Source organism: Clostridium sp. 1001275B_160808_H3 (assembly GCF_015550425.1).
Taxonomy (GTDB): domain Bacteria; phylum Bacillota; class Clostridia; order Clostridiales; family Clostridiaceae; genus Clostridium.
Genome location: NZ_JADNAT010000014.1, coordinates 73,662 through 100,113 on the forward strand (window position 1 = coordinate 73,662; position 26,452 = coordinate 100,113).

Here is a 26,452-nt window from a genome sequence, read left to right on the forward strand (position 1 = left end):
TAACTTATAGTGATATTTGATTATTTTAATAAAAATGTAATTTTTACAATTAGTAAAATTTTATAATATAAGATATTATAGTTATAAGATAAGATAGAGGGGTGAAAATATGTTTAACGTTTTAGTAGTAGATGATGAAAAGGAAATTAGAGATGCTATTGATATATATCTAAGAGGAGAAGGTATGAAGGTGTTTAAAGCTAAAGATGGTGTAGAGGCATTAGAGTTATTGGATAAAGAAAAAATACATCTTATAGTTTTAGATATAATGATGCCAAGAATGGATGGGATAAAGACATGTTTAAAGATTAGAGAAAAAAGAAATTTACCCATTATAATGTTATCAGCCAAAGGAGAAGACAGTGATAAGATATTAGGATTAAATGTAGGTGCTGATGATTATATAGCTAAACCATTTAATCATTTAGAGCTTGTTGCAAGAGTTAAGTCTCAATTAAGAAGATACCAAAAACCCTTAGAGTTAGAAGGTGAGAGTCCGGATATAATAGAAGTAAAGGACTTAATAATAAATAATAAAGAAAAAACAATTTTCTTAAGGGGAGAAGAGGTAAAAGTTACGGCAACAGAATTTAAAATACTTCAACTTCTAGCATCAAACTTAGGAAGGGTTTTTTCTATAAAAGAAATATATGAAAAAGTATGGGAGGAACCATTTTATAGAAGTGAAAATACTGTAACTGTTCATATTAGAAGGATAAGAGAAAAGATAGAACTTAATACAAAGGATCCTGAATATATAAAGGTAGTGTGGGGAGTTGGATATAAAATTGAAAGAGAAGATTAAAAGGTATATAACTGGTGTATGGGGAATAGAAATTTTAACCGTATGTATATTATTAGTTACATTAACTATAGGATATTATCAATCTTTTAATAATACTTTTTCAGATTTAGGAGCGGGAACATTTGATGCATTATTAAATAAAGATAAATACATAGAATCAATGATATATTATGAAAGTAAAGATATATCAAAATATATATATTCACATACTAATAATCTAGAAGATATTAGAGCGTTAGAATATGAAAATGAACATCTATCAGAAAATAATTATTTTTATGGGGATTTATTTTATGCACTAATAAATAAAGAAACAGGAAATTTCACTACTAATGATATAAAGTTGCGTGAAGCAGTAGAAAAGGATGATAATACTGTAGCTTTGCGTGAAGATAGTATAAATACGTATCTAAAGGAATTTGGATATTCATCTGTTAGAATAGATAATAAAGATAAATATAATTATTATGTTACTAGTACTACAGATAAGATAATTAAACAAAATGTAGATAAATATATAGAAATATATTATAGAGACCCTAGCGTATATACATATCTTATAAAAACAGATACTATAACAGCAAAAATAATGATAATATCAACAATACTTGCTATAGTGCTTTTATTAAAGATAATAGTAAACTCTATAATTAACAGTAAAAATATACATTTAGAAATTAAAGTTCTAAAGAGACTTATTTATGTTTTAATATATGGCTACAAATACAAAAATACACGTAATAAAATGATGCTTTCTTTTGGGGGAGCAATAGCAGTAATACTAGTTTATTTATATTTAATTGCAGGAATAAGAAACCAAAATGTTTTAGTGACATTTTTAACTAGATATCCATTTAAGGGAACGTTAATCTTGGTGCTGATTCCATTAGGTTGTGTATTATATTCCTTAAAGAAAAGTCTTGATATTTCAGTTATTAATGATGGACTAAAGAAAATTAATTCAGGTGAATTAGAATATAAACTAAGTGATATTGGAGAAAGAGAAGTTAAAGAATTAGTAGAAAATATAAATCAAATAAGAGAAGGATATATAATAGCTTTAAATGAAAAGGTAAAAAATGAGAAATTAAAAACAGAGCTAATTTCCAATGTTTCTCACGACTTAAAAACACCATTAACATCAATAATAAACTATGTAAATATATTAAATGATACTAATATAACAGAAGAGGAAAGAAAAGATTATTTGACTATATTAGATAGAAATTCAAAGAGATTAAAGACTCTTATAGAAGATTTATTTGAAGTATCAAAATTAAACAGTGGGAAAATGACTATAGAAAAGCATGAAATAGATATAGTTTCTTTAGTATATCAAGGTATTGGAGAGTACTCAAATTTATATGAAGAAAAAAATATGGAATTTAAGGTAAGTACAAATGAGGATGAAATTTTTGTTGATTTAGATGGTAAATTAATGTCTAGAGTATTTGAAAATATAATTGTAAACGCCTTAAAATATTCACTTAATAATACTAGAGTATATATAGATATAACTTCTAAAGAAAACTCTGTAGAGGTATCTTTTAAAAATATATCCAATTATGAAATGGACTTTAATACACAAGATATTTTTGAGAGATTTGCAAGAGCTGATAAATCAAGAAATTCATCTATAGAAGGATCGGGAATGGGGCTTGCAATTACAAAAAGCATAGTAGAACTTCATAATGGGAGTATAAAAATCGAAGTAGAAGGTGACATGTTTAAAATTTATTTAATCATACCTAAGAAATAATATGTTATAATAATAATTAAATAATAATAATTAAATATAGGAGTGATAAATATGTCAGTTTTATTTGTTGAATATCCAAAGTGTACTACATGTAGAAAAGCAAAGAAGTTTTTAACAGAAAATAATATAGAATTTATAGATAGACATATAGCTGATGAAAATCCAACAAAAGAGGAACTTAAAGATTGGATAGCTAAAAGTGGTTTACCAATAAATAAATTCTTTAATACATCAGGTGTATTATATAGGGAAATGCAATTAAAAGATAAAGTTAAAGTATTACCTCAAGATGAACTTTTAGATATATTAGCATCTAATGGAATGCTTGTAAAAAGACCAATAGTAATAAAAGATAATACTGTTTTAGTAGGATTTAAAGAAGAAGAATGGATAGAAAAGTTAAAGTAATAAATGTTATTTAACTTTTAATTCTAAGAAATAAAAATTATTTATAAAAGCTGTTATTAAAGGTGAAAAAAGGAGATATTAAATGAATATCTCCATTTTTTCTTGTTTAGTATTAGATTATTAAATTTTACAAAGGAAAAAATAGAAATTATAATTAACTATATATTGTATATTGATGGAAATGGAAAGAGTATTACATACTATATGTAGTGGAAGGGGAAGAGTATGACACATTTACTTAATATTTGTAGGTTAGCTTTAGATGGAATAGATAATGGTCAAGGTATTTATACAGAGGAGAGGCTTTTAGAAGCATTAAATCATATAGTTAGACCTAATATGGAGGATGAAGAAATAAGAAATTCAATAATACAAGTAGCTTTAGAGCTTACATCAGATACAGAACCACAATGGCAAAATGCAGCAGCAAGACTATATGTGTTTAAACTTTATGATAAAATAAGAAAAAGTAGAGGACTTACTAACGACGATAATATATATGGCGATTTATATGGATTTATAAATCAATTAACTGATAAAGGACTTTATGGAAAATACATATTAGAAAATTATACAAAAGAGGAAATAATAGAGTTAGAAAATGAAATTAAACCAGAAAGAGACTTTTTATTTACTTATAGTGGAATAAACCTTTTAGCAAAAAGATACCTAGTTCAAGATTTTGATAGAAGCACATTAGAACTTCCACAACAAATGTTTATGGGAATAGCAATGCATCTAGCAATTCCAGAAAAGAAAGAAGTAAGAGTACTATGGGCAAAGAGATTTTACGATGTATTAAGTTCTCTTAAGGCAACTATGGCAACACCAACAATGTCTAATGCTAGAAAGCCATTTTATCAACTAAGCTCATGCTTTATAGATACAGTACAAGATAGCTTAAAGGGAATATATAAGTCACTTGATAACTTTGCAGAAGTTTCAAAGTTTGGTGGTGGAATGGGAATATACATTGGTAAAGTTAGAGCTTTAGAATCACCTATTAGAGGATTCAAGGGAGCTTCTGGTGGAGTGATACCATGGGTAAAATTATTTAATGATACAGCCATAGCGGTAGATCAATTAGGAGTAAGAAATGGATCAGTTGCTATATGGTTAGATGCTTGGCATAAGGATTTACCTGAGTTTTTACAATTAAAAACTAATAATGGTGACGATAGAAAGAAAGCACATGATGTTTTTCCAGGGCTTTGTTATCCAGATTTATTTTGGAAGCTTGCAGAAACAGATATAGATGCAAATTGGTATATGATGTGTCCTCATGAGATTAGGTTAGCAAAGGGCTATTCATTAGAAGACTTCTATGGAGAAGAGTGGGAAAAGAAATATTATGAATGTGTTGAAGACGAGAATATAAGCAAAAGGGTAATGTCAGTAAAAGAAATAGTTAGATTAATAATAAAGAGTGCTGCTGAAACTGGAACTCCATTTGCTTTCTATAGAGATACAGTAAATAAAATGAATCCAAACAAACATAAAGGAATGATATATTCATCAAATCTTTGTACTGAAATTATGCAAAATATGAGTCCAATGGATATTCAACAATCTGAAGTAAAAGATGAAAATGGAGATACTATAATAGTTGAAAGAACAAAATCAGGTGATTTTGTAGTATGTAATTTATCATCAGTAGTTTTAGGAAATGTTGATGTTAAAAATGATGAAGAACTTGGATATGTTGTAGAAACTCAAATAAGAGCTATGGATAATGTAATAGATTTGAACTATTATTCAGTACCATTTGCAGAAGTAACTAATAAAAAATATAGAGCAATAGGGCTTGGAACAAGCGGATATCACCATATGCTTGCAAATAATTTAATTCATTGGACAGAAGATAGACATAAAGAGTTTGCAGATGATGTTTACGAGAGAATTAATTATCATGCAATAAAAGCAAGTATGAATATTTCAAAAGAAAAAGGAAGATATTCATGTTTCGAAGGATCAGACTGGGATAATGGAAATTATTTTGATCTTAGGGATTATAAATCAGAAAAATGGAACGTTCTAAGAGAAGAAGTAAATACTTATGGAATGAGAAATGGATATTTAATGGCAGTAGCTCCGAATGGATCTACAGCAACTATAGCAGGAACTTCAGAAGGCATAGACCCAGTAATGGCAAGATTCTGGCTTGAGGAAAAGAAGGGAAGTATAATACCAAAAACTGCGCCAAATTTAAATGAAGAAAACTATTGGTACTATAATTCTGCGTATAATATAGATCAAAAATGGTGCGTGCAAATAAACGGAGTAAGACAAAGACATATAGATCAAGGGCAATCATTTAATTTATATATAACAACTAATTATACTATGAGACAAATTATGAATTTATATATAGAAGCTTGCAAATCTGGAGTTAAATCCATATACTATGTGCGTTCAAAATCATTAACAGTAAGTGATTGCGAAAGTTGTTCAGCATAAGTTTGTGATAATACTAATAAGGTCTTGGAGGGTAATAAATGTTTATAAATAAGAAACCTCTTTTTAATGAGTTTGGTGATACTGAAACATCTAAAAAGAGAATGATAAATGGAAATACTACTAACTTAAATGATTTTAATAATATGAAATATACTTGGGTTTCAGATTGGTATAGGCAAGCAATGAATAACTTCTGGATTCCAGAAGAAATAAATCTTGCTCAAGATTTAAAAGATTATAATAAATTGACACATGAAGAAAGAACAGCTTATGATAAAATACTTTCTTTCTTAATATTCTTAGACTCAATACAAACAGCGAATTTATCTAATATAAATAATTATATTACAGCAAGTGAAGTTAATTTATGCCTAACAATACAAGCTTTTCAAGAAGCTGTTCATTCACAAAGTTATAGCTATATGTTAGATACAATATGCTCTCCAGAAAAAAGAAATGAAATATTATATCAATGGAAAGATGATAAAATATTATTAGAAAGAAATAAATTTATAGGTGAGCTATATAATAATTTCTTAGAAGCACCAACTCAAGAAAATCTTATTAAAACTATAATGGCAAACTATATTTTAGAGGGAATATATTTTTATTCAGGATTTATGTTCTTCTATAATTTAGAGAGAAATGGTAAGATGCCTGGGTCAGCACAAGAAATTAGATATATAAATAGAGATGAAAATACTCATCTTTGGTTATTTAGAAATATATTAAAAGAATTACAATTAGAGCAACCTGAAATATTTACAGAAGAAGTAAAAAATCAACTAAAAGAAATGATGAAAACTGCAGTTGAACATGAAATTTCTTGGGGAAATTATGTTATAGGTGATAATATTCAAGGAATAAATAAAAATTTAATTAATGATTATATAAAATATCTAGGAAATTTAAGAATGAAGGCTATAGGATTAGATGAAATTTATGAAGGTTATGATAATAACCCAGCAGCTTGGGTAGATATATTATCAGATGCTAATTCAGTTAAGACAGATTTCTTTGAAGCAAAATCAACTGCTTATGCTAAGGCTGGAGCTCTCATAGATGATTTATAAAAAACAATAAAATGTAAGGATATCTATAAAATATACATTTTTAGATATCCTTTTTTACTATAATAAAATCAATAAATATATTAAATAAAAAGTAAAAAAATAATAGTTGCTTTGAAAAAAATGTAAAATTTTTTAGAATAATTATACTTATATAGAAAATATGCAAATAAAATGAATAAAAAAATAAAATAAATGATAGAAAATAATAAAAATTATGTGTATTCTTATTAACATAGGCGGAAAATATGTTATAATACATTGTAGTTGTAATTAAAAAAACAGATTAGTACTTTCTATAAATTTCATATATAATTTGAATTTATAGCTATTATTAAGGAGGAATCTCGGAAATGAAAAAAGGTATAGCTGCGTCTAAAGGTTATGCAATAGGAAAAGTATTTTTACAAGAACATGAAGAAATAGTAATAACAGATGCAAAAGTTTCTAATGTAGAAGCAGAAAAAGAAGTGCTACAAAAAGCTTTAGAGCAAGCAAGGGCTCAACTAACTGCTATTAGAGATAAAGCTTTAGCAGAAATAGGAGAACATGAAGCTCAAGTTTTCGAAGCTCACCTAACTTTATTAGATGACCCAGAATTTACTGGTGGGATGCTATTAGAAATAGAATCAAATAGCGTAAATGCAATGAAAGCGGTTGAAAGCGTTACAAATATGTTTGTAATGATTTTTGATTCAATGGAAGATGAATACATGAAAGAAAGAGCTGCTGACATAAAAGACGTTTCTAAGAGGATAATTTCAAACTTAGCAGGAAAAGGTGGAGATGCATTTGCAATAACTGAAGCAAATACTGTAGTTGTAGCTCACGATTTAACTCCATCAGATACAGCTCAATTAGATAGAAGCAAAGTTGTTGGTTTCTTAACTAATATCGGAGGAAGAACTTCTCACTCTGCTATTATGGCTAGAACATTAGAAATACCAGCAATAGTAGGTCTAAAAGATATAACTACATCAGTTAAAAATGGAGATACTATTATAGTTGATGGTATTGAAGGAATATGTATAATAAATCCTGAGCAATCAGTTATAGATGAATATACAGCTAAGAGAGAAAAGTTCTTAGCAGAACAAGAAGAATTAAAGAAATTAATAACTGTAAAGACAGTTACTAAATCAGGAAGAAGAGTTGAAGTTTGTGGAAACATAGGTTCACCAGCAGATGCTGAAGCAGTAGTTGCAAATGGTGGAGATGGTGTTGGACTATTCAGAACTGAGTTCTTATACATGGATAGAGATTCAGCTCCAACAGAAGAAGAACAATTCGAAGCTTATAAGAAAGTTCTTGAAATAATGGATGGAAAACAAGTTGTTATAAGAACACTAGATATTGGTGGAGATAAAACACTTCCATACTTACCATTACCACAAGAAATGAATCCTTTCTTAGGCTACAGAGCTATAAGATTATGCTTAGATAGAAAAGATATATTCAAGGTTCAAATAAGAGCTTTATTAAGAGCTTCTGTTTATGGAAATCTTGCAGTAATGTTCCCTATGATTTCAGGTTTAGAAGAATTCCAAGCTGCAAAGGAATTTGTAGATGAATGTAAAGCTGAATTAAAATCAGAAGGAATAGAATACTCAGAAAAAATTCAATGGGGTATAATGGTTGAAATCCCTGCTGCGGCTGTATATGCAGATGAATTAGCTAAGCATGTAGATTTCTTCTCAATAGGAACAAATGATTTAATTCAATACACTTTAGCGGCTGATAGAATGAGCGAAAAAGTATCATACCTTTATAATCCAATGCATCCAGCTGTATTAAGATTAATAAAGATGACTATAGATGGAGCTCATAAGCATGGCAAATGGGTTGGAATGTGCGGAGAAATGGCTGGAGATGAAGCTGCAATTCCAACATTAGTTGAATATGGTTTAGATGAATTCTCAATGAGTGCTACATCAATCTTAACAGCTAAGAAAATAATATTAGAACAAGAATAATTAAAATAAAGAAAAGTCGCATACTATAAATGCGACTTTTTTATTTTAAATTAATATCTTATATGCATAATAAATATATAGGATTAACTAAGGTGGTGAAAATATGAAAAAAGTTCTAGAAATGTTTATTGCATTCTTTAAAATAGGAGCTTTTACCTTTGGAGGCGGATATGCAATGATTCCATTAATAGAAGAGGAGGTTGTTAATAATAAAAAATGGATTGAAAAAGAAGAGTTTATGGATGTATTAGTTGTATCACAAAGTCTTCCAGGTGCATTAGCGGTTAATTGTTCAATATTTCTTGGGTATAAAATTGGAGGATTAATAGGCGCTATAATGGCTCTATTAGCAGTCATATTACCATCGTTTTTAATAATTATCATAATTGCAGCTTTCTTTATGCAGTTTAGAAATAACTATTATGTTAATGCTGCTTTTAAAGGGATAACTGCAGCAGTTCCTATGTTAGTACTAGTTGGAGCGATAAGCTTGAGTAAGGGGTTAGAAAAGAATAAAAGAACAGTTCTAACAATAATAGTAGCACTTATAGCATTAACATTTTTTGATATTCATCCAATTATAGTAATAATGGCATCAGCTATATATGGAATCATCTTTTTAAGAAGGAAGGTGAGCTAGTTGGAGTTATTGATAAAATTATTTTTTTCTTTCTTTAAGATAGGTTCATTTAGCTTCGGTGGAGGCTATGCTATGCTTCCTTTTATTCAAAGAGAAATAGTAGAAAATAATAATTGGATTAGTATAAATGAATTTTTGGATATTATAGGAATATCACAAATGACACCAGGACCAGTTGCAATAAATTCAGCAACATTCGTAGGGTACAAATTGGCTGGGGTTTTAGGAAGTGTTATGGCAACTTTAGGAGTAGTTATAACATCCTTTATATTAGTATCTATAATTAGTAAAACATTAGAAAAATTTAAAGAATCTACAGTTATTAAAGCAGCATTAATGGGAATGAGACCAGTTCTAATTGCTTTAATAATAAAAGCTTTTTTAGATCTAGCTAAAGAATCCTATTTAGATTTAAAGAGTATCATAATAACTTCGATAATAGGAGTAATACTATTAAGTAAAAAAGTACACCCTATATTAGTTATAGTAATAGCAGCAATAATAGGATTAATATTCTACTTATAAAAATTAAAATGAGGTAATTATAAATGAGAAAAAAGGGTATAAAGACTTATGAAAAAGCACTTAGTTTATATAATGATGGATATATAGATAAAGCTATATTAGTTTGTGAGGTAGGTATATCAAGAGACTTACAAGATTCAAATTTACTTAATTTAAAAGGCCTACTGTTATATTTAAAAGGAGATCTTGAAGATGCAATCTCATTATGGAAAATAAACAAATATAATAATGAAGATGAAATTTCCGAAGCGTATTTAAAAGATATAGAAAGAGATTTCCAAAGAAGAGATTTATTTAAAGATGCAGAAAAATTAATAGAAGACTTAAATATAGATGCAGCTATAGAAGTTTTGATGTATTGTAAAGAAAGTGACTATAATTCTATAAATGTAAATAATGCTTTAGCAATATGTTATATGAGAAAAGGGCAATATGATGATTGTAAAAGATGTATTGAAAAAGTATTCTCTTTAGATAAGGGTAATATATTAGCTAATAGTATTAATAAAGAAATAGATGAAATATTAAATACAAACAGTAATAGAAATATTGGAATAAAACCCATTCTAGTAACATCTATAATATGTATTATTATAGTATCAGGAATCCTAGTGAAATATAAATTACAAAATAATTCAAAAAATAATACAGAAAGTAGTTTTGATATAGCTAATAAAAATGAAAGTATAGTAGAAGAAAATTCGGGGGGAATTTTAAATTCTATTGATAATAGTACAGAAGAAATTAGTAATGAGACAGAAGAAGTCAGTAATGTTATGGAAGAAATTAATGATGGTATAGAAGATAAAGAAGAAGTTGATTTAGAACACAATGCATTAACAGAAGAAGAAATAAGAGAAAATTATATTGAATCAACTAATTTGTTTGCTGAAGAAAATTATGATGCGGCTAGAGAGATATTAGAGGATACAGTTTTATATTCAGAGAATAACCATTTAAATGATGATATAATATTTTTGCTAGCTTCAACGTATGAAAGATTAGGGATGAATGACCAAGCAATAAAAAGTTTTGAAAAGTATATATCTAGCTACGAAAATGGGAACTATATAGAAGAGTCTTATTATAAGATATCTTTACTTTATAAGGATTTGAATACTGATAAAAGTAAATACTATGCAAAAGAGCTTGCATCTAAGTATTCAAACTCAATTTATAATAATAGTAATATAGACGATATCTTAAATAATTAACTATAGGAGTGACGTAGATGATAACGGTAATAAAGGGAATTAAGGTTTATTCTCCAGAATACCAAGGAGAAAAAGATGTAGTAATATCATCAACTAAAATTGAAGGGATATATGAAAATCTAAAGATTCCTAAGGATTTTATAGATATAAAGATTATAAATGGAGCAGGAAAATTACTTTTTCCTGGCTTTATTGATTGTCACGTTCATATTAATGGTGCTGGTGGAGAAGGAAGTTTTAAGACTAGGACTCCAGAAATAAAATTAACAGACTTAACAACTGCTGGTATAACAACAGTTGTTGGGTGCATAGGAACAGATGGAATTTGCAGAGATATGGCCAGCTTGATAGCTAAGGCAAGGGCTCTAGAAGAAGAGGGTCTAACTACATATTGCTATACAGGTTCATATGAAATACCAGTAAAAACTTTAACTAATAGTATAAAGGGAGATATAATGCTGGTTGATAAGATTATAGGAGTAGGAGAAGTAGCTATTTCTGATAATAGAAGTTCTCAAGCTACATTTACACAATTTGCTCAAACAGTAGCTCAAGCTAGAGTTGGAGGATTATTAGCTGGAAAATCAGGAATAGTAAATATCCATTTAGGTAATGGAGATAGAAAGTTAAATTATTTATTTAAGTTAATTGAGGAAACAGAAATTCCAGCAACACAATTGCTTCCAACTCATATTAATAGAAATAAGGAATTATTTGAGGCAGGAGAAGAATATGTAAGCAAGGGTGGGTTTATAGATCTTACTACAAGTTCAGATCCTAGTTGTTTAGAACCAGGTGAGCTTAGAGCAAGTGAAGGATTAAGTATTTTACTTAATAATAACGTTGATTTATCACATGTTACATTTTCTTCAGATGGAAATGGAAGTATGCCTATATTCGATAAGGATGGAAGCTTAAGTAAAGTAGGTATTTGTGCAGTATCAACTTTATATGGAGAAGTAAGAGAAGCTATAAAAACATATAATATAAAAATTGAAGATGCTATTAAAGTTATAACATCTAATGTTGCAAGTATATTAAAACTTTCAAATAAGGGAGCAATAGAAAAGGGAAAAGATGCTGATTTAGTTTTAGTAGATGAAAGTTCATTAGAAATAGATACTGTTATAGCTATGGGAAAAATAATGATTCAAAATGGGAAACCAGTAGTGAAGGGAACATTTGAATAATAAATAATTAATAAATAATTATTAACAATTGAAAATGGATAATTGAGTTGGAAATTCAGCTTTTGCTGAATTTCTTTTTTTATTAATATAGGCTAATAGTTTGAAAACTTAATATAATAAGCATAAGGTTTGTATTTAAAATTATAAACTAGTAGGAATGTCTTTCGACATTCCTATGATCTTTTTAATATTTTGTTTTGAAAAATAAGTGTTGGCCAATAGATTTACTATCAGCTTTTTCAACATCTTGCATCCAGGAGCAAGTAGCTATGGCAGGATTATAAAAGAATAATGCTTCATTTGTAGGATCATTACCTTTTATAGCCTCATAAACTGCATTATAACATTCTTCAGTTGGGGTAACAGATATTTGACCATCTACTACACAAGAGAATGCCTTAGGTTGAAATATAACCTCACTAATGCTATTTGGAAATCCTGGACTTAATACCCTATTTAAAATAACTGATGCAACTGCAACTTTACCCTCATAGGGTTCACCTTTACTTTCAGCATAAACGATTTTAGCCATCAAATTTACGTCATCTTCTGTTAAATATAGTATGTTGTCATTGTAATTGAAAACCTCAATCACATTTTCTTTTGGCATATTTATTATAGTACTATTTACTTCTCCATTTAAATTAGTGCTTATTGAACTGTTAGAATTACCTACTAAACTAACATTTTTATAAGCAAACACAGGTATTTCTGCTGAAAATAAAAAGGTTAAAAATAAAATAGGTATTGTTTTTAAATATTTCATAAATAACCTCCTTTTGGATAATATATAATCCAAAATTATTATTTCCAAAAGGAAAAATTTAATACACATTATTTTTCCAGAATATTTTTGTAATTAGAATAAGCATCTATTACATCATTTCTTTTAGAAGTAGCGTTCTTATAATTTTTGTTAATTTCTTTAGAGAACTTATCTATATCTGAACAAGTTTTCTCGTATATAACAGCTTCTTTAATAGATTTTAAATAGATATAGTACATATTAAAATATTCATCTAAAGCATCATATATATCCATGCATCCATCTGGAATAGACATAGATATAATTTTAGATTTCAAATTTTCATAAGATTTTTCCTTGCTATATAAATCCTCAACTATAACCTGTAAATCTCTTTTGTCTTCTCTTATTTTATTGATAGCAGGCATTAAATCTTCATTTAATGAGTTAAATTCTGAATTAAATGAATCAAGACGAAGAAAAAATTCTCGTTGTTGCGTATTTTGAAACTCAGAATCTCTATTAACTTTAATTATAGTATTCAAATAATTATAAGTATTATCAAAAAATTGTAATGTATCATTAGAAAAATCTATATTAATTTTGTCTTGTGCTAAAATAGAATAATCTTTTAGGCAAATTTCTTTAAAGGAATTAAAGTTATCTAAATCAGCACTAGACGTTATGTCCTTAGGATTAGAGAGAATATTAATACAATTATCATATAAGGATATAGTAGAGCTTATAGCATTGCTTAAATCATTTTTTATAGATGAAATTTCAGAATCAGTATCTTCGACTTGAGAAGTTAAATTTAATAATTCTTTTAGTTTATTTGATCCAGATACTAAAAGGTCGTAGGATTTAGTTGTATCAATAGTTAAATCTTTTATACCTGATTCAAGATTTGTATTTACAGTATTTAATTCATTACCAATACTTTTTAGAGTTCTTTTAGCTCTATTGGAATCTGAGTTATATATGATAAAAAACATTGAAAATGATAAGAGTAACAGTAGCGATATTATGAATACCGTTAAATTTTTATGATCCTTGAACAAAGTACTAAGTTTTTCTTTCATAATTTTATCACCCCATATAAATTTCTTTACATAAATTTATATTACAGTAAAGTGAAAAATATTATAGAATTAAAAAAATTTTAAATATTATACTAAGAATTTACTTATTGGTGTATAATTAATAGTATATGAAAATTAGGGGGGTGCCCTTTATGCAGGAGATTAGTACAGTTATAACAAACACTCTAAAAAATATATCTATATTTGCAGTTTTAGATATATTAGTAGTTGCCTATATATTCTATAAAGGATATATACTAATAAAAGAAACAAGGGCAGAACAACTTTTGAAGGGTATTATACTTATGGTGGCATTGATACCTATAAGTTATGTCTTAAAACTAGAAATGCTAAACTTCATTTTAAATAAGACATTGACCATTGGTCTTTTATCTGTTGTTATAATATTTCAACCAGAGATAAGAAGAGCATTAGAGCACATAGGAAGAAGTGCTTTTGAAGAATTACACAATATTCAAGATGAAGAAGAAAGAAACTTAACTGTAAATGAAATAATTAATGCAGTTGGAAACTTAGCAGAAACAAAAACGGGTGCATTAATAGTTATAGAACAGGCGACCAGATTAGGAGAAATACTTAATTCTGGAACTATTTTAGATGCAAAAGTAACTTCAAATTTACTTGAAAATATATTTGTTGTTAATACACCATTACATGATGGTGCTACTATAATAAGAAAAGATAGAATATTAGCATCAGGATGTGTACTTCCACTTACAAATAATAATACAATAAATAAAAAGCTTGGAACAAGGCATAGAGCAGCAATAGGTTTATCAGAAGTTTCGGATTCTATAGTTTTAGTAGTATCTGAAGAAACTGGGATAATCTCTTTAGCCATAAATGGTAGATTAACAAGAAATTATGATAGAGAAAAATTAAGAGTAATTTTACTTAAAATGATGCAACATAATGATAAGAAGAATGTTAAATCAGCTGGGGAGAGGGTGAAAGCTTGGATAAGAAGGAAAAAAGTAGATTAATAATACCAGTAATATGCCTTTTATTATCTATAGGCTTATGGGTTTATGTAACCAATGTAGAAAATAAAATAAGAACTACAGAAATAAGTAAGATACCAGTTGAATTAATTAATACAGAAGCTTTAACTAGCTCAAAATTAGCATTAACACCAAATCAGGAATTATATGTAACTTTAAAAGTTGAAGGAAATACAAGTGACATAAATAAAATAAAAAAAAGTGACTTTAAAGTTCAAGTTGATTTAAGTGAATATGCTTGGAAAAAGGGAGAAAATAAAGTTCCTGTATCTATAGTAGATTATCCGATTACGGTAAGTATAAGAAATACTAATACACTGACAGTATCGGTTAAGATAGAAGATATGGTAGAAAAAACTATGCCGATAACCTCAAATATTAAAGTTACACCAAGACAAGGATATTTTGCATCAGAGGCAACTATAGAACCAAAAGAAGTTAAGGTAACGGGAGCTGAATCAGTTGTTTCAAAGGTATCAAATTTAGTTGTCTCAGATAATAAAGAGGATGTTTTTGAAAATGTAGTAGGCAGTTATGATATAAAACCATTAGATGAAAATGGAAACGCGGTTGAAGGAGTTTTGCTTTCAGAAAAATTTGCTAATGTTGAAATAAGAGTTAGTAAAGGTAAATCTGTAAAAGTAAATGTAGTAACTACAGGAAAGTTACCTAATGGACTTAAACTAAAGTCCATGGAAAGCAATAAAAAGTTTGTGGAAATTTTAGGGCCTAAGGAGATATTAGATACAATAAGTGAAGTAAATTCAACTCCTCTAGATTTAAGTTCAGTAAATGAAAGTAAAGATGTATCGCTTGGGATAGTAGTTCCAGAAGGATTAAGAATATCTCAAGGGGAAGATTATATTACAGTTAAAGTTAATGTAATAAGATTTGCTACTAAGGATTTTAATGTGAAATATAGTATAACAGGGGAAAGTGAAGGCGTAAAAATTACACCAACTAAAGATACCATAAAGGTGACTATAAGTGGTTATGAAGATGAAATAGGAAATGTAACTGAAGAAAATATAAAAGCTTCTATAGATGTAAGTTCATTTAAGGAAGATGGAAGCTTTGAACAAGAGCCTAAAGTTACACTTCAAGGTTTAAATGAGAACTTCAGTGTAGTTTCTGTTGAAAATGTTGCATTTACAGTAGCAAAACAAGTTGCTCAAAAGCCACCTGAAACTAATAATAATGTTAATAATAGCAATAATAATGAGTAATTCAAGTGAAAAGATGCATAGGTATTTCTATGGATCTTTTTTTATTTATTAAAAAAGATATAAGTTCTCACTAATATTAAGTGAAGATAAAATTATTAAGATATATGGCTATTTACTTTTTATCTAAAGTTATTTATAAAATTAGATGATATAGATTATTTAATATAAGAAAATAGTAGAAAATAATACATATAAAAATAATACTACTAATAATAAATTTATGTTAAAATAAGGTGCAATCTAATGAATGTTTAATTTAAATTATATATAAGGTACAATAAAGCTTTGATATATAAGAGTGACTAATAGAAAGGGGATTATAATATGTCCATTAGAGTTAATAATATAGCTTTAAAGATAGATGAAGATAAAGACACATTGATTAAAAGGGTTTCTAAGAAGTTAAAGATTTCTGAATCAGAAATAAAAAATATTAAAATAATAAAAGAAAGCCTAGATGCAAGAAAGAAAAATGATATAAAGTACATATATTGTGTAGAAGTAGAACACAAAAATGAAGAAAAATTAGTTAACAGATTAAAAGATAAAGATGTAAAGTTTGAAGCACCTTCTTATAATGCAGAAATAGTTTCAGGGGATAAGGAGCTGAAAAATAGACCAGTAGTAGTTGGATTTGGACCAGCAGGAATATTCGCTGCATTATTACTAGCAGAAAAAGGATATAAACCATTGGTGATAGAACGTGGAGAAGATGTGGATAAAAGAACAGAGACTGTTGATAACTTTTGGAAAACAGGTGAATTAAATACAGAGTCTAATGTTCAATTTGGAGAAGGTGGAGCTGGAGCTTTTTCAGATGGTAAGTTAACAACAAGAATAAAAGATACAAGATGTGATTATGTTTTAAGAGAGTTAGTTAGAGCAGGAGCACCAGAAGAAATTACTTATGTAGCAAAACCTCACGTTGGAACAGACCTTCTAAAGGGTGTAGTAAAAAACATCAGAGAAAAAATAAAGGAATTAGGTGGAGAAGTTTTATTTTCATCTAAATTAGAAGATATAAAAAGCGAAGATGGTAGAGTAAAATCTATTATAGTAAATGGCAAAGAAATAGAATGTGAAAATCTTATTATTGCAATAGGACACAGTTCAAGAGATACATATGAAATGTTACATAAAAGAGATGTATTTATGCAACCTAAAGCTTTTGCAATTGGTGTTAGAATAGAACATCCACAAGAACTTATAAATAAAAGTCAATATGGAGATATGTATCAGCATCCAAAGCTTAAGGCAGCTGAATATAGGTTAACATATCAAAGTGAAAAGTTAAAGAGAGCTGTATATTCATTTTGTATGTGTCCAGGTGGGGTTGTAGTTGCAGCAGCATCAGAAAATGAGAGATTAGTATCAAATGGTATGAGTTATCATGCTAGAGATTTAGCTAATGCAAACTCAGCTTTAGTTGTAACTGTAGGACCAGAAGACTTTGAAGGAGATTCACCACTTAGAGGAATGGAATTCCAAAGACATTATGAAAGCTTAGCATATAAGTTAGGGGGAGGAAAGTATAAGGCTCCAGTACAATTAGTTGGAGATTTTATGCAAGATAAGGTTAGTACAAAGCTTGGCTCTGTTACTCCTAGTTATACAGCAGGATATGTATTTAAAGATTTAAGAGAGTGTCTTCCTGATTATGTAATAGAAGCGCTAAAAGAAGGTATAGTTGATTTTGATAAAAAGATAAAGGGATATGGAAACTATGACTCAATTTTAACAGGAATAGAGACAAGAACATCTGCTCCAGTTAGAATGACAAGAGATGAAAACTTACAAAGCATATCTATGAATGGGCTATTCCCAGCAGGAGAGGGAGCTGGATTTGCAGGTGGTATAATATCAGCTGCAGTTGATGGATTAAAGGTTGCAGAGAAAATAATTCAAGAATATAAACCAATGAAATAAATATTAAAGAAAATTCTGAAAATTTAAGTTTTCAGAATTTTTTTTGCTACAATATAAAGGGAAATATTTGTAAATTATATCAACAATTGATATAAATTTCACAAAATTATAGTGTATAAATATTAATTAGGGATTATAATAAATATTAAAGAAAGAAAATTCTTAATTATTAGAATAATACTTGATTATAAAAAAACTTACACTATTAAATGAGGGGTGCTGAAATGAGTAAGAATTTTGATGACTTATTAAAAAAGGTCAATGGTTGTGCTAAGAAGAAAGTTGCAGTAGCAGTAGCACAAGATGAACCAGTATTAGAAGCAATTAAAGCTGCTAAAGAAAGGGGAATAGCAGATGCAATTCTAGTTGGTGATTCAGTAAAAATAAATGAAATAGCTGAAAGGATTGATATGGATCTTACACAATTTGAAATTGTAAATGAGACAAATGTAAATAAAGCTGCTTTAGAAGCAATAAGATTAGTATCATCTGGTGAAGCTGATATGGTCATGAAAGGATTAGTAGATACAGCAACATTTTTAAGAAGTGTTCTTAATAAGGAAGTTGGCCTAAGAACAGGAAAGCTTATGTCTCATGTAGCGGTGTTTGAAATAGAAGGGATAGATAGATTAATTTTATTAACAGATGCAGCATTTAATACTTATCCAGATTTAAAAGCAAAGGTTCAAATATTAAACAATGCAGTAGAGGTTGCACATGCTTGTGGAATAGAACTTCCAAAAGTGGCTCCAGTATGTGCAGTAGAGGTAGTTAATCCAGATATGCCAGCAACAATAGATGCATCATTATTATCAAAGATGAATGATAGAGGACAAATTAAGGGTTGTATAGTGGATGGGCCTTTAGCTTTAGATAATGCTTTATCAGAAGAAGCCGCCCACCATAAAGGAATAACAGGAAAAGTAGCAGGAAAAGCAGATGTAATTTTACTTCCAAATATTGAAAGCGCAAATGTTATGTACAAAACATTAACATATACATCAAAATCAAGAAATGGAGGACTTTTAGTTGGAACATCTGCACCAGTAATTTTGACATCAAGAGCTGATAGTTTTGAAACAAAGGTACACTCCATTGCGTTAGCTGCACTAGTTGCAGAAGCAAAAAAATAATATAAAATATGGGGGAGACTTTGTTATGTCTTATAAACTATTAATTATCAATCCAGGATCAACTTCAACTAAAATTGGTGTTTACCAAGATGAAAAAGAGGTTTTTGTTAAAACCTTAAGACATTCCGCAGAAGAAATAGGAAAATATGATAGCATTTATAATCAGTTCCTATTTAGAAAAGAAATAATTATAAAGGCATTAGAGGAAAATAATATTGACGTAAAAAGCCTGAATGCAATCGTTGGTAGAGGCGGAATGCTAAAGCCAATGGAAGGCGGAACATATTTAGTAAATAATCTTATGTTGGAAGATTTAAAAGTTGGAGTCCAAGGACAACATGCTTCTAACTTAGGAGGAATAATTTCAAATGAAATTGCTAAAGAATTAAATGTACCAGCATATATAGTTGACCCAGTAGTTGTTGATGAATTAGAAGACATAGCAAGAATATCCGGAGTACCTGAATTACCAAGAGTTAGTAAGTTTCATGCTTTAAATCAAAAAGCAGTTGCAAAAAGATATGGAGTAGAGTCCGGGAAAGGTTATAAAAACTTAAATTTAATAGTAGTACATCTAGGGGGAGGAGTTTCAGTAGGAGCTCATAAAAATGGAAAAGTAATAGATGTAAATAATGCCTTAGATGGAGACGGACCATTTTCACCAGAAAGATCAGGAAGTGTTCCAATTGGTGAATTAATAAAGTTATGCTTTAGTGGTAAATATACAGAAAAAGAAATATATAGCAAGATAGTTGGAAAAGGCGGATTTGTAGCATATTTAAATACAAATGATGCTAGAGAACTAGAAAATTGGGTAGATGAAGGAAGAGAGGATGCTGTAAAGTATTATAATGCATTTGTTTATCAAATTGCTAAATCAATAGGAGAAATGGCAGCAGTTTTAGAAGGGAAAGTAGATAGAATTATAGTTACAGGTGGAATAGCTTATTGGAAAAAGCTTATAGTTGATTTAAATACTAAAGTAGATTTTATAGCACCAATCACAGTTTATCCAGGGGAAGACGAGCTGTTAGCTTTAGCTCAAGGAACTTTAAGAGTTTTGAGGGGAGAAGAGATAGCTAAAGAATATAAATAAGCAGTTAGGAGGACGTTTAAATGGCTTTAAAATTACTTATAATAAATCCAGGTTCAACATCAACTAAAATAGGGGTATATGATGGAGAACAAGAAGTATTAGTGGAAACTTTAAGACACTCATCAGAGGAAATATCAAAATATGAAACAATATATGATCAATTTAAATTTAGAAGAGACATTATAATGAATGTATTAAAAGAAAAGAACTTTGATATAAATACTTTAAATGCAGTAGTAGGTAGAGGTGGGATGCTAAAGCCTATGGAAAGTGGTACTTATAAAGTTAACGAAAAAATGCTTCAGGATTTAAAAGATGGTGTGCAAGGACAGCATGCTTCAAATTTAGGAGGAATAATTGCAAACCAAATAGGTAATGAACTGAAAATACCAGCTTTCATAGTAGATCCAGTTGTTGTTGATGAACTTAATGAAGTTGCAAGAATTTCAGGTGTTCCTGAATTAGAACGAGTTAGTAAGTTTCATGCATTAAATCAAAAAGCTGTAGCTAAAAGATATGCAAGGGAATCTGGAATTAAATATACAGATTTAAACCTAATAGTTGTTCATATGGGAGGCGGAGTTTCAGTAGGAGCTCATAAAAATGGAAAAGTAGTAGATGTAAATAATGCCTTAGATGGAGAAGGTCCATTTTCACCAGAAAGAGCAGGTTCGTTGCCAGTAGGAGCTCTTATAAAAATGTGTTATAGTGGGAAATTTACAGAGCAAGAAGTATATAGCAAGGCAGTTGGAAAAGGTGGGTTTGTAGCATACTTAAATACAAATGATGCTAGAGATGTGCTAAAGTTAGCAGCAGAAGGGGATAAGAAAGCTCAAGTTTGTTTTGATGCATTTATATATCAAATTTCAAAATCAATTGGAGAAATGGCAACAGTTTTAGAAGGAAAAGTTGATAGAATAATATTTACAGGTGGAATAGCCTATTCAGAAAAAGTTATAGATGAATTAAGGAAAAGAGTAGGATGGATAGCACCTATTGTAGTTTATCCAGGAGAAGATGAATTATTAGCCTTAGCACAAGGAGCAATAAGAGTAATGACAGGAGAAGAAGACGCTAAGGAATACATTTAAACTGAGAATATAAAGGCTACGATAACTAGATATGTTCCATAAGCTAAATAGCTATGCAAAGAAGTACTAGGCTCGTAAGATGTACTATGCCAAGAGTTTTGGTTAACTCGCTATGCTCAAACAAACCAACAACGCTAAGGCCTAGTACCTCTTCCTTCGCCAAGTACTTCTAATTGCTCGCTATATGTTTATTTCACAGTCTATTTATCTTAGCCAACTTATATTTTAAATTTAAATTAATATTGGGGAATGAAATACTTAGAAGCAAAACATCATTAACTTTTCATTATTTTGCTCTGTAAAATGCTACTAAGGTTTTAATATTACTTTTATGCAGTTGTCTTTTTTATTATCAAAAATATCATAAGCATGTTCACCATCATTTAATGATATTTTGTGTGTTATTATATCTCTAGCATCGAATTTACCTTCTTGTATAAGCTTTAAGATTGGATCAACATATGCTTGAGCTGGGCATTGACCCATTTTTAAAGTTACATTTCTAGAAAAGAAATCGCCAAGTGGAAATAAGTTATATCTAGCGCCATAAACACCAACCATAGAGACAGTACCACATTTTCTAATAGCTCTACTAGCAATTTCTATTGCAGATTTAGAGCCACCTTGAAGTTTTAGCATAGATTCCACTTTTTCAAATGTAGACATTTTACCATCCATGCCAACACAATCAATTACAACATCGGCACCACCATTAGTTAATTCTTTTAGATATTCTCCAGTATCATCATAATCTTCTAAATTAACAGTTTCTACACCCTTGTAGCTTTTAGCATGATTTAATCTATAGTCTACACAATCTACAGCGATGACTCTCTTTGCACCTTTGAATATTGCCCATTTTATAGATAAAAGTCCAACTGGACCACATCCAAGAACTACGACAGTATCACCTTTTTTCATACCGCTCATTTCAACACCCCAGTAAGATGTTGGTAATATATCAGTTAAAAATAATACTTGTTCATCTTCAAGTTCTTCAGGAATTATAGTAGGCCCAACATTAGCATAAGGAACTCTTAAATATTCTGCTTGACCTCCATCATAACCACCAAAGGTATCACTATATCCAAATAATCCTCCAACTTCTCCATAGGGATTAGAATTATCACATTGTGAATATAATTCATGATCACAATACCAACAATGTCCGCAAGAAACAGGGAAAGGTACAATAACTCTATAACCTTTTTTAACCTTTTTAACATCTTTACCTACTTCTTCAACTATTCCCATAGTTTCATGCCCTAAAACTGATCCCTTTCTAAGATTAGGAACTCTGCCATGAATTAAATGAAGGTCAGATCCACATATTGCTGTAGATGTAACCTTAACTATAATATCTTCATTATGTTCTATTTTAGGATCTTCAACATTTTCAACTCTAACATCTCTAATACCCTCATAAACAATAGCCTTCATAAGACACCTCCAAAAAATTATACTAGATATAGTTTTAGAAGTTTTTGTAGATAATATACTTGATAAATAAAGAAAGGTATTGAGATTACATATTTCAGAGGTATTATTAGGTTCTAATAAAAAAATTAAGATCTTTGCTAAAGTAGGATAAATTAAAGATATATAAGGTGTGGTTTAAAAGTTTTATTTTATAGAAATAGGAATAAATGAAGAGGAGTGGTATAAATAGATTGAGTATTAATAGGTTAGAAGGTAATTATATTACATGATTAAAATATTGACTAAGGATATATATTATTACCTTAGTCAATATTTACTAAGTTTTAAATTAAAGTTATAATTATTAACTTTAATTTAAGAAAATTATATGAGGTCAGTTACTCAATAGATTAAAATAAGTTTTGTTAAATTTTATGGCTTCAATATTATTTTTATATATGTATCCTTTCTGTCGTTAAATATATTAGATGAGTAGTCTTGATTGTCAAATGCATTAGATTGGTCATTTCCGTTATTTTTAGTAGTACCTTGAGTTATTATGTCTGCTGTATTTCTAGTATCCCTAATACCTTCATATACAATTGCTTTCATAAAGCACCTCCAACAATTAAATAAAATTTTGAATTAATTGATATATATTAATTCTTCCAAAGTTGCATACCAAATATACATTAAAGTGCGAGGTAGTTTTAAAATATAAAATTATGGTAAAATATAGATATAGGAGGAGATATTATGATAACTTCATTTAATACAAATAATAGGATGACAATGGTTTCAGAAATGAAAGGTGACACAATATTTCAAATTTTAGAGTATGATGATTTAGAGGGATCAGATGATTTAAACTTATCAATCCAATTAGATTTTATGAAAAAATCATCAATAAAATTAAGACAAATTAGATTAATACTAGATGATAGTTCAGTTAAGATAGAAGCAGGAGCCCTAAGTTATATGAAGGGGAATATAGAGATAGAAAATAAAACTGGAGGAATTATAGGACTTGGGAAAAAGTTTTTTTCAAGTAAGGTAACAAATGAATCAATGTTTAAGCCAATTATTAGGGGAAGTGGTGAGGTGTTTTTAGAACCCACATTTGGACATTTTACTTTAATAGAATTGGAAGACGAAGAAATAATTGTTGATGATGGGTTATTCTATGCATGTGAAGAGAGTGTAGAAGTAGAGCCTGTAATTCATAAAAATGTATCTTCATTAATTTTTGGAAATGAAGGAGTATATCAAACCAAATTAAGTGGAAGTGGTATAGTAGTATTGGAAATACCAATTCCAGATAAGGAAATATTAAGATGTAAGATGTTTAGAGATACTTTAAAGGTAGATGGTAACTTTGCTATTTTAAGAAGTTCAAATATAGAATTTACTGTAGAAAAATCAGGAACTACATTAATAGGAACTGCACTCAATGGAGAAGGTTTACTTAATGTATATAGAGGAACAGGAGAAGTATGGCTAGTCCCAACTAAAGCTATATATGATGAGTTAAAGGAAAAGGGGTTAAGGGAATTAAGATATCCACATGGGGATAGTAATACAGAGATTTAGATAAAAAATGCTTTATGGCAATAAAGTTGTAAACAAATAAAAAGACAGGTATAATTTATTAGTAGTATTCAAAAGAAAACAAGGAGTGAGATATTTGGGTCAAGCAGAAAGCAAGCTTAAAAATCCGGAGCTAGATCTATTTTTTGAAGCTGTTTTGAAGTTAGAAAATATAGATGATTGCTATAATTTCTTTGAAGATGTTGCAACAATAAATGAGCTTAAGGCACTAGCACAGAGAATGCATGTTGCAAAAATGTTGAAGGAAAAGAAGGTATATACAGAAATTGCAGATGAAACTGGAGCCAGTACAGCAACTATAAGTAGAGTGAATAAATGTTTGAATTATGGTACTGGAGGATATAACTTAATTCTAGATAGATTAGAAGAAAAATAGAATATAATAAAGTTGTAATAATAATAAAGTTGTAATATATAATTTGTGAATGTATACTATTTATTAGGACATTATGTAAAACCAATAAACCAATAGAAAAAGTGAGGTAAAAAATATGGGTAGAATGTTTGGGACAGATGGAGTTAGAGGTATTGCCAATACAGAATTAACATCTGAAATAGCGTATGGCTTAGGGAGAGCAGGAGCTTATGTATTAACAGAAGGAACTCACAAGCCAAAAATATTAGTTGCTAAAGATACAAGAATATCAGGAGATATGCTAGAAGCAGCTTTAGTATCAGGAATACTATCAGTAGGAGCAGAAGCTGTTATATTAGGCGTGGTTCCAACTCCAGCAGTAGCACACTTAATTAGAGAATATAATGCTGATGCAGGTATAATGATTTCAGCATCACATAACCCTGTAGAATATAATGGAATAAAGTTTTTTGATAATAAAGGATACAAATTACAAGATGAATTAGAAGATGAAATTCAAAGAGTTATAGAAAGTGGATTTGAAGGAGTACCAAGTCCAACAGGACATGACTTAGGAAGATCATCAATTGAAGTTGGAGCTCTTGATGAATATACTGATTATGCATTATCAACAATTCCAGTAGATTTAAAAGGTTTAAGAGTAGCTTTAGATTGCGCTAATGGAGCATGTTACAAAGCGGCAGTAAAGGCATTTAGACAACTTGGAGCAGAAGTTTATGTTATAAATGATAATCCAGATGGAACAAATATAAATGAAAACTGTGGATCAACACATCCAGAAGAATTACAAGATTATGTTATAAGAAAAAAATGTGATTTAGGATTTGCTTTTGATGGAGATGCAGATAGATGTTTAGCAGTAGATGAAAAAGGAAATCTTATAAATGGAGATTTCATACTAATGCTATGTGCAAAATATCTTAAAGACTTAGGAAAGCTTAAAGATGATACTTTAGTTGTTACAGTAATGAGTAATCTTGGTTTAGATATTGCTTCTAAAAGAGAAGGTATCAATGTTATAAAAACTAAGGTCGGAGACAGATATGTATTAGAAGAAATGGTTAAGGATGGATATGTTTTAGGTGGAGAACAATCAGGACATATAATATTCTTAGATTATAATACAACTGGTGATGGATTAGTTACAGCTCTTCAAGTTGCTGCAATAGCAAAGAAAAGTGGAAAAACGTTAAGTGAATTAGCTGGAATAATGAAGGAGCTTCCTCAAGTTTTAGTTAATGCTACAGTTCCAAATGAAAAGAAAAATATATACTTAGAAGACGAAGAAATAGTTAATGAAATAAAGAAGATAGAAGAAGCACTACATGGTGCAGGTAGAGTTTTAATAAGACCTTCAGGTACAGAACCACTAGTTAGAGTTATGCTAGAAGGGGAAAATCAAGAAGAAATAGATAAAATGGCGCATGGATTAGCAGATTTAATATTAAGCAAAATATAGTAGAATAATGAAAAAATGAAATTCTGCTTGAAATTATAATTTCAAATATACATGAAATTAAAGAAGAAACTCAGCTGAAGAGCTGAGTTTCTTCTTTTATAAATATACAATTATTTTGCAAATTTAGTCAAGTTTCAAGGGGCTAACGTTTTAAACTGATACCTATAGACTAGACACTTAAATAAAAGGGTTTATGGCTATAGGTATTTTTTATATAATTAAATAAAT

At 29.1% G+C, this 26,452-nt stretch carries 23 protein-coding genes; 19 read left to right on the plus strand and 4 right to left on the minus strand.

Annotation, left to right across the window (positions count from 1 at the left end):
• The first annotated feature begins 109 nt into the window (after positions 1-109).
• From I2A75_RS11985 to iadA, 10 genes are all read left to right on the plus strand, one after another.
• Positions 110-805: a response regulator transcription factor gene (locus tag I2A75_RS11985; RefSeq protein ID WP_195264739.1), complete on the plus strand. Its 696-nt coding sequence runs from the start codon at positions 110-112 to the stop codon at positions 803-805.
• Entirely contained in the window at positions 789-2,564 is a 1,776-nt protein-coding gene (locus I2A75_RS11990) for a HAMP domain-containing sensor histidine kinase (protein WP_195264741.1), read from the plus strand. The genes I2A75_RS11985 and I2A75_RS11990 overlap by 17 nt, the downstream gene beginning before the upstream one ends.
• A 51-nt stretch (positions 2,565-2,615) precedes the next feature.
• Positions 2,616-2,972, plus strand: a complete 357-nt coding sequence (locus tag I2A75_RS11995) for an arsenate reductase family protein (RefSeq protein WP_195264743.1) — start codon at positions 2,616-2,618, stop codon at positions 2,970-2,972.
• 225 nt (positions 2,973-3,197) lie between these two features.
• Positions 3,198-5,429, plus strand: coding sequence for a ribonucleoside-diphosphate reductase subunit alpha (locus I2A75_RS12000; protein WP_195264744.1), 2,232 nt, complete (start codon positions 3,198-3,200; stop codon positions 5,427-5,429).
• Positions 5,430-5,467: 38 nt separating this feature from the next.
• The gene (locus I2A75_RS12005; RefSeq protein ID WP_195264746.1) at positions 5,468-6,502 is read left to right on the plus strand and encodes a ribonucleotide-diphosphate reductase subunit beta; all 1,035 of its coding nucleotides are present in this window, start codon (positions 5,468-5,470) and stop codon (positions 6,500-6,502) included.
• 350 nt (positions 6,503-6,852) lie between these two features.
• Positions 6,853-8,472 carry a phosphoenolpyruvate--protein phosphotransferase gene (ptsP, locus tag I2A75_RS12010; protein WP_195264748.1) on the plus strand — a complete coding sequence of 540 codons (1,620 nt, stop codon included), beginning with the start codon at positions 6,853-6,855 and terminating at the stop codon, positions 8,470-8,472.
• A 103-nt stretch (positions 8,473-8,575) separates the two neighbouring features.
• Positions 8,576-9,112: a chromate transporter gene (locus I2A75_RS12015; protein WP_195264750.1), complete on the plus strand. Its 537-nt coding sequence runs from the start codon at positions 8,576-8,578 to the stop codon at positions 9,110-9,112.
• Entirely contained in the window at positions 9,113-9,637 is a 525-nt protein-coding gene (locus tag I2A75_RS12020; protein WP_195264752.1) for a chromate transporter, read from the plus strand.
• Positions 9,638-9,660: 23 nt separating this feature from the next.
• Positions 9,661-10,851, plus strand: coding sequence for a tetratricopeptide repeat protein (locus tag I2A75_RS12025; protein WP_195264754.1), 1,191 nt, complete (start codon positions 9,661-9,663; stop codon positions 10,849-10,851).
• Positions 10,852-10,868: 17 nt separating this feature from the next.
• Positions 10,869-12,041: a beta-aspartyl-peptidase gene (iadA, locus tag I2A75_RS12030; RefSeq protein WP_195264756.1), complete on the plus strand. Its 1,173-nt coding sequence runs from the start codon at positions 10,869-10,871 to the stop codon at positions 12,039-12,041.
• Between the two features lie 184 nt (positions 12,042-12,225).
• On the opposite strand, the gene I2A75_RS12035 is transcribed toward iadA, so the two are convergent.
• Together I2A75_RS12035 and I2A75_RS12040 are read right to left on the minus strand one after the other, a co-directional pair.
• Positions 12,226-12,807, minus strand: coding sequence for a cell wall hydrolase (locus tag I2A75_RS12035; protein ID WP_195264758.1), 582 nt, complete (start codon positions 12,805-12,807; stop codon positions 12,226-12,228).
• Between the two features lie 68 nt (positions 12,808-12,875).
• Positions 12,876-13,868 (minus strand): hypothetical protein, encoded by a 993-nt coding sequence (locus I2A75_RS12040; protein WP_207733816.1) that lies wholly within the window; start codon positions 13,866-13,868, stop codon positions 12,876-12,878.
• 152 nt (positions 13,869-14,020) lie between these two features.
• Between I2A75_RS12040 and cdaA the strand changes: the two genes are divergently transcribed.
• The 6 genes from cdaA to buk (I2A75_RS12070) all read left to right on the plus strand — a co-directional run bounded on the left by cdaA (position 14,021) and on the right by buk (I2A75_RS12070) (position 21,362).
• Entirely contained in the window at positions 14,021-14,872 is an 852-nt protein-coding gene (gene cdaA / locus I2A75_RS12045; RefSeq protein WP_195264759.1) for a diadenylate cyclase CdaA, read from the plus strand.
• Complete coding sequence (locus tag I2A75_RS12050) at positions 14,845-16,116, plus strand: CdaR family protein (RefSeq protein WP_195264761.1); 1,272 nt, start codon at positions 14,845-14,847, stop codon at positions 16,114-16,116. The genes cdaA and I2A75_RS12050 overlap by 28 nt, the downstream gene beginning before the upstream one ends.
• 324 nt (positions 16,117-16,440) lie before the next feature.
• Positions 16,441-18,042: an FAD-dependent protein gene (locus tag I2A75_RS12055; RefSeq protein ID WP_195264763.1), complete on the plus strand. Its 1,602-nt coding sequence runs from the start codon at positions 16,441-16,443 to the stop codon at positions 18,040-18,042.
• 224 nt (positions 18,043-18,266) lie between these two features.
• Positions 18,267-19,175: a phosphate butyryltransferase gene (gene ptb, locus I2A75_RS12060; protein WP_195264764.1), complete on the plus strand. Its 909-nt coding sequence runs from the start codon at positions 18,267-18,269 to the stop codon at positions 19,173-19,175.
• Positions 19,176-19,200: 25 nt separating this feature from the next.
• On the plus strand, positions 19,201-20,271 hold the full coding sequence (gene buk, locus I2A75_RS12065; RefSeq protein ID WP_195264766.1) for a butyrate kinase: 1,071 nt from the start codon (positions 19,201-19,203) through the stop codon (positions 20,269-20,271).
• A 20-nt stretch (positions 20,272-20,291) separates the two neighbouring features.
• A complete protein-coding gene (gene buk / locus I2A75_RS12070) occupies positions 20,292-21,362 on the plus strand; it encodes a butyrate kinase (protein ID WP_195264768.1) in 1,071 nt (356 codons plus the stop codon).
• Positions 21,363-21,671: 309 nt separating this feature from the next.
• Here the strand turns inward: buk (I2A75_RS12070) and I2A75_RS12075 are convergent, their stop codons facing one another.
• Positions 21,672-22,802, minus strand: a complete 1,131-nt coding sequence (locus I2A75_RS12075; RefSeq protein ID WP_195264770.1) for a zinc-dependent alcohol dehydrogenase — start codon at positions 22,800-22,802, stop codon at positions 21,672-21,674.
• Between the two features lie 411 nt (positions 22,803-23,213).
• Complete coding sequence (locus I2A75_RS12080; RefSeq protein WP_195264772.1) at positions 23,214-23,393, minus strand: hypothetical protein; 180 nt, start codon at positions 23,391-23,393, stop codon at positions 23,214-23,216.
• Between the two features lie 144 nt (positions 23,394-23,537).
• Between I2A75_RS12080 and I2A75_RS12085 the strand changes: the two genes are divergently transcribed.
• From I2A75_RS12085 to glmM, 3 genes are all read left to right on the plus strand, one after another.
• The gene (locus I2A75_RS12085) at positions 23,538-24,371 is read left to right on the plus strand and encodes an AIM24 family protein (RefSeq protein WP_195264773.1); all 834 of its coding nucleotides are present in this window, start codon (positions 23,538-23,540) and stop codon (positions 24,369-24,371) included.
• 94 nt (positions 24,372-24,465) lie between these two features.
• Positions 24,466-24,765 carry a YerC/YecD family TrpR-related protein gene (locus tag I2A75_RS12090; RefSeq protein ID WP_195264775.1) on the plus strand — a complete coding sequence of 100 codons (300 nt, stop codon included), beginning with the start codon at positions 24,466-24,468 and terminating at the stop codon, positions 24,763-24,765.
• Between the two features lie 115 nt (positions 24,766-24,880).
• Positions 24,881-26,224 (plus strand): phosphoglucosamine mutase, encoded by a 1,344-nt coding sequence (gene glmM / locus I2A75_RS12095; protein WP_195264777.1) that lies wholly within the window; start codon positions 24,881-24,883, stop codon positions 26,222-26,224.
• Positions 26,225-26,452 lie beyond the last annotated feature (228 nt).